Here is a 6,698-nt window from a genome sequence, read left to right as displayed (position 1 = left end):
CTGTTCCCGCAAAAAGCAATGCGTTTTCCAAAAATTTTAACCTTTTGGCCGGGCAACAAGTGCCGCAAGGAAGGAGAAAATGATCGCCGCCGAGATCCCCGCACTAGTCACGTCGAAGATCCCGGTAATAACCCCGATCCAGCCGTCCCGCTGCAGTTCGGTTAATGCCCCGTGCACCAGCGAGTTGCCGAAGCTTGTAATCGGTACGGAAGCTCCCGCTCCGGCGAACTTCACCAGCGGGTCATACCAGCCAATCGCATCCATCACTGCACCGGCGACGACCAGCGAACTCATTGTGTGCGCCGGGGTGAGCTTTAGCACGTCAAACATCAGTTGGCCGATAACACAGATCAATCCGCCAACGACAAATGCCCAAAAAAATATCATTTTTCGTTAACCTCCTGTTCCAGGGCAACCGCGTGCGCGATGCAGGGAATGCTCTCGCCTTGCTGATAGGACAGCGGAGACAAGAGGGCACCCGTAGCAACGACCAGCACCCGGCCTAGTTCCCGGTTCTTTAATTTTCTTAGAATGTGGCCATAGGTGACGACGGCGGAACAGCCGCAGCCGCTGCCTCCGGCATTCACATACGTTTGTTTGTTACGGTCATAAATCATCAATCCGCAATCGTCAAATTTCGTTTTGTCCATCGAGACGCCGTCTTTTTCAAGTAAATCCTTGGCGATGGCATGTCCCACCGAAGCTAAGTCTCCGGTGACGATCAAATCATAATCCTCGGGCCCCCGGCCCGTATCGCGGAAGTGGGAAACCAGCGTATCCACAGCGGCCGGCGCCATGGCCGCTCCCATGTTAAACGGATCCTTAACACCGAGATCCTGGATCCGGCCGATCGTGGCATGGGTAATGCGCGGACCGCTCCCCTCCTTCGATACAACCGCACAGCCTGCGCCCGTAATCGTATATTGGGCGGTGGCCGGTTTTTGCGAACCGTATTCGGTTGGATAGCGGAACTGCTTCTCCACAGTACAGTTATGGCTGGCCGTACCGGCCATCACATATTTTGCCCCGCCGGCGTCAGCCAGAAATGCGGCTAAGGCAAGACTCTCCATGGAGGTCGAGCAGGCACCGAACACCCCAAGATACGGAGCCGCAATCGTCCGGGCCGCAAACGTCGCGGTAATAATCTGGTTCATCAAATCGCCGCTGATGAAGAAGGACAGATCCTCCCGGTTAATGCCGGCATGGACCAAGGCAAGGGACCCAGCGTGCTCCAACAGCTTGCGCTCCGCTCTTTCCCACGTCTTCTCGTCAATCTCCAAATTGTCGTAGACGAAATCAAACGTGTGGGACAACGGCCCCTCCCCTTCTTCAGGCCCTACAACGGTCGCCGCTCCGATAACGGCCGGCTTGGAGCGAAATTCCCAGGTTTGCGCGCCGATCAGCATCGGTTAATGCACTCCTCCCAAGCCGAAGATCACATGAATCACGCCTACAATAAAAGCGGCTACAACGCCAAACACGATCACCGACCCCGCCAGCTTAAACATATTGGCCCCTACGCCGAGAACAAGCCCCTCCGCTCGGGATTCAATGGCCGAGGAGCACATGGAGTTGGCGAACCCCGTCACAGGTACAGCCGTACCGGCCCCGGCCCATTGGGCGATTTTGTCGTAAACGCCAAACGAGGTCAGTACAACGGAGATGAAAATCAGGACCGCGACCGTAGGACTCGCTGCTTCCCGCGCGGACATGTCGGCAAAAGTCATAAACAGCTGCTGGATACATTGGCCAATAAAGCAGATGAACCCGCCGACCAGAAACGCCCTTACGCAGTTGCGCAAAACGTTGGTTTTCGGCTTATGCTGGTCGGCAACCTGCTGATACTCTTCCTCCGTCAGCAGCAGGTTGTTCAACTTCACCCGAGCTCCCGGCTTGTTTTTCGCTTTTGCAGGCAAACGGCATTCCTCCTTATTTTCCTAACTTGCACGGTATACTCATTATTTGTCATCCGGCGGCTTGTTATGTTTGGAAAATGATCCATGGAATCCGGCTCCAAACTGCTCAATTACAACACAAAGAAGCCCGCAGAAATCAAGTTCCGGCGGACTTGCATCAGGTGGGGCAAGGGAATTGCATCCTGTTATTATAAATATAGAAGGACGATCACTAACAGGATAAAGAGCAGACAGATCACCAGCCAATCTTTGGCATATCGTTCCATTAAGCTTAGCCTCCTCATTCGCCCATCGACTGCTGCTTCTGCAGTATATGCTGCGCTCGGATGGCGGGTGCTCGCCAGAGTTACGACAGCACAAGAAATCCGGGCAATCCAATCGCCATGGACAATCGAAAAAAGGTAGTTCATACTAGGGTAGGAAGGTTATCTGAGATGGATTCTAAGATATCTAGATGCTGTAAATCGGGCCTTTGGAACCCGTATCTTTAGAAAAAGGAGAAGCAAGCAATGAATGAAAAAACGCGCGAGCTATTTAAAGAACTGACGGAATTTCCAGCGGCTCCTGGATTTGAACGAGAACTGCGGGCCCTCGTTAAAAAGAAAATGTCGGCCTATACGCAGGAATTCGTGCAGGATAACCTCGGCGGACTGTTCGGGGTATTGCGCGGAGATGAGCAAGGTCCTCGGGTGATGGTCGCCGGGCATTTCGACGAAGTGGGCTTCATGACCACCGGGATCAGCGACAACGGAATGGTGTCGTTCCAACCGCTGGGGGGCTGGTGGAGCCAGGCCGTATTGGCCCAACGCCTGCAAATCATTACGCCGAACGGCCCCATCGTCGGCGTAGTGGGATCGATCCCAACCCACCTGCTGGATGAGGCGCAGCGTAACAAGCCGGTAGACCTCAAATCGATGTACTTGGATATCGGCGCGGACAGCCGTGAGGAAGCCGAAGCCGCAGGGGTGCAGATCGGCCAGCAAATCGTACCGATTTGCAAGTTCACCCCTCTCGTCAATCCGAAGAAAATTATGGCGAAAGCCTGGGATAACCGCTATGGCGTTGGTTTAGCGATTGAGCTGCTCGAGGCACTGCACGGCGAGAAGCTGCCGAATGTTCTTTATGCTGGGGCTAACGTGCAGGAAGAAGTGGGCCTTAGAGGGGCTCGGACGGCGGCGAATCTCATTAAGCCTGACATCTTCTTCGCCTTGGACGCCAGCGCGGCCAACGACATGACCGGCGATAAAAAAGCGTTCGGCCGGTTGGGCGATGGCGCGCTGCTGCGCATCCTTGACCCGACGATGATCACCCATCGCGGCTTGGTCGAATATATCCGCGATATGGCGGATACGCACAAGATTAAGTACCAATATTTCGTGTCACCGGGCGGCACGGATGCCGGTCAAGTGCATCTCAGCGGCACCGGCGTCCCGTCGAGCGTCATCGGCATTTGCTCCCGCTACATCCACACATCCTCCTCAATCATCCATACGGATGATTATGCAGCTGCGAAGGAGCTGCTGATTCGCCTGGTGCGCGGACTGGACCGGACGACGCTGAACACAATTCTGGAGAATAGCTGAACCTCCGTAAGAAAAACGTCTATCGACGTACATTCAAAGTTTTCTGATATCTTCCAAAAAACCGCAAGGCCGTTTGTCAGGCCTTGCGGTTTTTTGGATAATCTTTACTTTTTACCTTCCAAAATAACGACGCCCCGGCCAGGCACCTGAACCGTACCCGACACTTCCGTTTGCGCCAGCAGGTCCTTCATTCCTTCAGACCCGATTTCCACCTCAGCAGCCCCTTCGTTATGGTTCAGCAGGAACAAGAAGGCTTTGCCATCCTTCACGCGGCGTGCGACTTCGACGCCGGCTGGTGCGTCCAGCAACGGCTGGATCCCTTTCTCTTCGCATAGGTTCTTCAGGAACCCTTGCAGGAAGGCGGCGTCCGGGCTGCTTGCCACATAATAGGCGCGACCTTTGCCGAACTGGTTGACCGTCACGACCGGCATCCCCTGATAGAAATCGGAGCCGTATTCCGCTAGCACTTCTGCGCCTTCGGCATGAATCAAATCGCACAAGAGGCCGCATTCGTATTGGCCAGACAGTGCACCCCAAGCTTCTTTCATCACGATTTGGTTCGTGCGGCCCGGCAGCAAGGCGTCGATCTCCTCTGCCCAAATGCCTAGGACGGAGCGCAGCTCGCCCGGATAACCCCCGAGCGTCACCAGATCGTTCTCATTTACGATGCCGCTGAAGAAGGTGGTGACAAATGTGCCTCCGTTCGCTACGAACTCCTCGACTTTTTTCGCAAAGCCCGGCTTCACCATATACATCACCGGCGCAATCAGGATTTCGTATTTGCTGAAATCCTCTTCCACCGACACCATGTCGCTCTCCACATGCATTTGGAACAACGTATCGTAATACTTGTGGACTTCATTAACGTAATTCAAAGCTACGGTTGGACCGCTGGAAAGCTCGATCGCCCAACGGTTCTCCCAGTCATAGACGATGCCGATCTTCGCCTCGTTCCGCGCGTCCAGCAGCGTATCGCCCAGCTGCTCCAGCTCTCGGCCAAGCTCCGCCACTTCGCGGAAGACCCGGGTGTGCTCGTGACCGACATGCTCAATGACCGCACCGTGGTATTTCTCGCACGCCCCAATCGAGCGGCGCAGCTGGAAGAACATCACCGTGTCGGCGCCGCGCGCGACCGCCTGATAGCTCCAAAGGCGCATCACGCCAGGACGCTTCAGCGAGTTGTAGGGCTGCCAGTTTTGCTGGCTTGGCGTCTGCTCCATCAGCATAAACGGCGCGCCGCTCTTCAGCCCGCGCATCAAGTCATGGGCCATGGCCGTGAAGCTGACCGGCGTATCCAAGGACGGGTAGTTGTCCCAAGAAACAATGTCCATATATTTCGCCCATTTGAAATAATCCAGCTCCGGATAAAAGCCCATCAAATTGGTGGTTACCGGCACGTTTGGCGTATGCTTTTTGATCTCGTCGTACTCCAGCTTGTAGCACTCCAGCAGCGACTCCGACTGGAAGCGCCGGTAATCCAGCGAAATCCCCTGGAAGTTGGTACGGTTGCCGCCCCATTCCTCACTGAGTTCGCTGGGCACCACGATTTCTTCCCAATCATAAAACGTATGACCCCAGAATCGCGTATTCCATACCCGGTTGAGCTCATCCAACGTTTTATAACGCTCTCGCAACCACACGCGGAAGGCAGCCGCACAGTTGTCGCAATAGCAGTAGCCGCCATATTCATTGGAAACGTGCCAGATCAACAGCCCCGGATGATCCTTGTAGCGTTCCGCCAGCTTGCCGGCCAGACGGGCAGCGTATTTGCGATAGGTCGGCGAATTTGGACAGGAGTTATGACGTCCGCCAAACCGGCGTTTCCGTCCCTGCACGTCAACGCGCAGCACGTCCGGATATTTGCGGGCCATCCATGCCGGGTGAGCCCCGGTGCTGGTCGCCAGGCAGACATAAACGCCGCTCTTGTACAAGCGGTCGATCGTTTCGTCCAATTGCGTAAAGTCATACGTTTCCTCGCTAGGTTGAATGAGCGCCCAGGAAAAAACGTTGACCGTAGCCACATCGATCCCGGCCAGCTTAAACATCCGCTCGTCCTCTTTCCAAACGTCCGGTCCCCACTGCTCCGGATTGTAGTCGCCGCCGTACCAAATTTTCGGCAGTTTCTCGTTGATCACCATATCCACATCCTTTTGCGATATATAACTTCTAAGTCCATTGTAAGGTTGAAATTTCCCGCTTTATATATAATAATTTCGAATTGTAATATAATAATATGGATTAAACTTAGGAGGCAATTCGCACGATGAGTTCACGGGCCTTTACCCGTTTTGTTTTTTCCCCGGCTGCCACACCGAATCTTCCCTTGCTCCTGGAAAGCGTCGGCTATAATCCGAATCAGGAGAAAATCGTCCGCCCGGACGGCTACCCTTATTACCATTGGCTACATACCGCCGAGGGCGAGGGGGAGTTGACTTTGGGCAGCGGAACGGTCCTGCTCCCTCCAGGCAGCGGGATGCTGCTGCCGCCCGGCATGCCTCACGAATATCAAGCTAAGCGAAGCTCGACATGGGAGACGTATTACCTCACGTTTGGCGGAGCAGCTGCCGGGTCGATTCTGGCGGCGTTTGGCATCCGGGAGGCTGTCCTGTTCCGCTGGGAAGCGGAGGCGCCTATCTCCCCGCTGCTTGGCCACCTGCTCAACCGGCTGGACAGCATTCAGGACCCGTTTGGCCTGGAGACCTCAACCGAGGTGTACCGGTTCCTTGCAGTCCTGAGCCAATTCGGCCAGGTGAGCGGCAGCGCCGTCCCGCGAATCATGGAGAAGCTGGGACCGCTACTCGCCTGGATGGAGCGGGAATACGGCAACCCCGACGTTGGGCTGGATACGTTGGCTGAAGTGGCCGGAATGTCCGGCCGACATCTCAGCAAGCTGTTCCAGCAATCGTTTGGCATCGCCCCCTACAGCTACCTCACGCAAATGCGCATCCATAAGGCGAAGGAGCATCTGGCCAGCGAACCTGGCGTCACCGTCGCCGCGATCGCCGGCAAAACGGGCTTTCGAGATGCCAGCCACTTCGTCGCCACGTTCCGCAAGCACACGGGGATGACCCCCCAGCAGTTCCGTAGGCTGCATTAGGAAGAGTTCTGCCTTTGGCAGCGTGGCAGGTGGACACGAAAAACTGCAAAAGCGCTCCAAATGGAGAGTATCAGCGATTTTGGCCTTAAAAAACTGCATTTT

The 6,698-nt window shown here is 55.2% G+C and carries 6 protein-coding genes; 2 read left to right on the top strand and 4 right to left on the bottom strand.

The window, feature by feature from the left end; translation table 11 throughout:
- Window positions 1-36: 36 nt before the first annotated feature.
- Genes spoVAE through spoVAC form a run of 3 tightly spaced genes read right to left on the bottom strand, consistent with a single transcriptional unit; the run spans window position 37 to window position 1,916 of the window.
- Entirely contained in the window at window positions 37-387 is a 351-nt protein-coding gene (gene spoVAE, locus M3G15_RS20930; protein WP_009224192.1) for a stage V sporulation protein AE, read from the bottom strand.
- Window positions 384-1,406, bottom strand: coding sequence for a stage V sporulation protein AD (gene spoVAD / locus M3G15_RS20925; protein ID WP_260071971.1), 1,023 nt, complete (start codon window positions 1,404-1,406; stop codon window positions 384-386). The genes spoVAE and spoVAD overlap by 4 nt, the downstream gene beginning before the upstream one ends.
- A 3-nt stretch (window positions 1,407-1,409) precedes the next feature.
- Complete coding sequence (gene spoVAC, locus M3G15_RS20920; RefSeq protein WP_016311365.1) at window positions 1,410-1,916, bottom strand: stage V sporulation protein AC; 507 nt, start codon at window positions 1,914-1,916, stop codon at window positions 1,410-1,412.
- 509 nt (window positions 1,917-2,425) lie between these two features.
- Here spoVAC and M3G15_RS20915 point away from each other — a divergent pair.
- Window positions 2,426-3,499, top strand: a complete 1,074-nt coding sequence (locus M3G15_RS20915) for a M42 family metallopeptidase (RefSeq protein WP_260071970.1) — start codon at window positions 2,426-2,428, stop codon at window positions 3,497-3,499.
- Between the two features lie 104 nt (window positions 3,500-3,603).
- Here the strand turns inward: M3G15_RS20915 and M3G15_RS20910 are convergent, their stop codons facing one another.
- Window positions 3,604-5,634 carry a beta-galactosidase gene (locus M3G15_RS20910; RefSeq protein ID WP_260071969.1) on the bottom strand — a complete coding sequence of 677 codons (2,031 nt, stop codon included), beginning with the start codon at window positions 5,632-5,634 and terminating at the stop codon, window positions 3,604-3,606.
- Between the two features lie 128 nt (window positions 5,635-5,762).
- Between M3G15_RS20910 and M3G15_RS20905 the strand changes: the two genes are divergently transcribed.
- Entirely contained in the window at window positions 5,763-6,596 is an 834-nt protein-coding gene (locus M3G15_RS20905; RefSeq protein ID WP_009224197.1) for an AraC family transcriptional regulator, read from the top strand.
- Window positions 6,597-6,698: the final 102 nt, after the last annotated feature.

The sequence above is a fragment of the Paenibacillus sp. p3-SID1389 genome (assembly GCF_025151705.1).
Taxonomy (GTDB): Bacteria; Bacillota; Bacilli; order Paenibacillales; family Paenibacillaceae; genus Fontibacillus; species Fontibacillus phoenicis.
This window is presented reverse-complemented; position numbering and strand designations above follow the sequence as displayed.

Bases quoted from the DNA above. Each gene is read 5' to 3' on its own strand.
- spoVAE (WP_009224192.1), bottom strand. From the start codon at position 387: ATGATATTTTTTTGGGCATTTGTCGTTGGCGGATTGATCTGTGTTATC.
- M3G15_RS20905 (WP_009224197.1), top strand. From the start codon at position 5,763: ATGAGTTCACGGGCCTTTACCCGTTTTGTTTTTTCCCCGGCTGCCACA.
- M3G15_RS20915 (WP_260071970.1), top strand. From the start codon at position 2,426: ATGAATGAAAAAACGCGCGAGCTATTTAAAGAACTGACGGAATTTCCA.
- spoVAD (WP_260071971.1), bottom strand. From the start codon at position 1,406: ATGCTGATCGGCGCGCAAACCTGGGAATTTCGCTCCAAGCCGGCCGTT.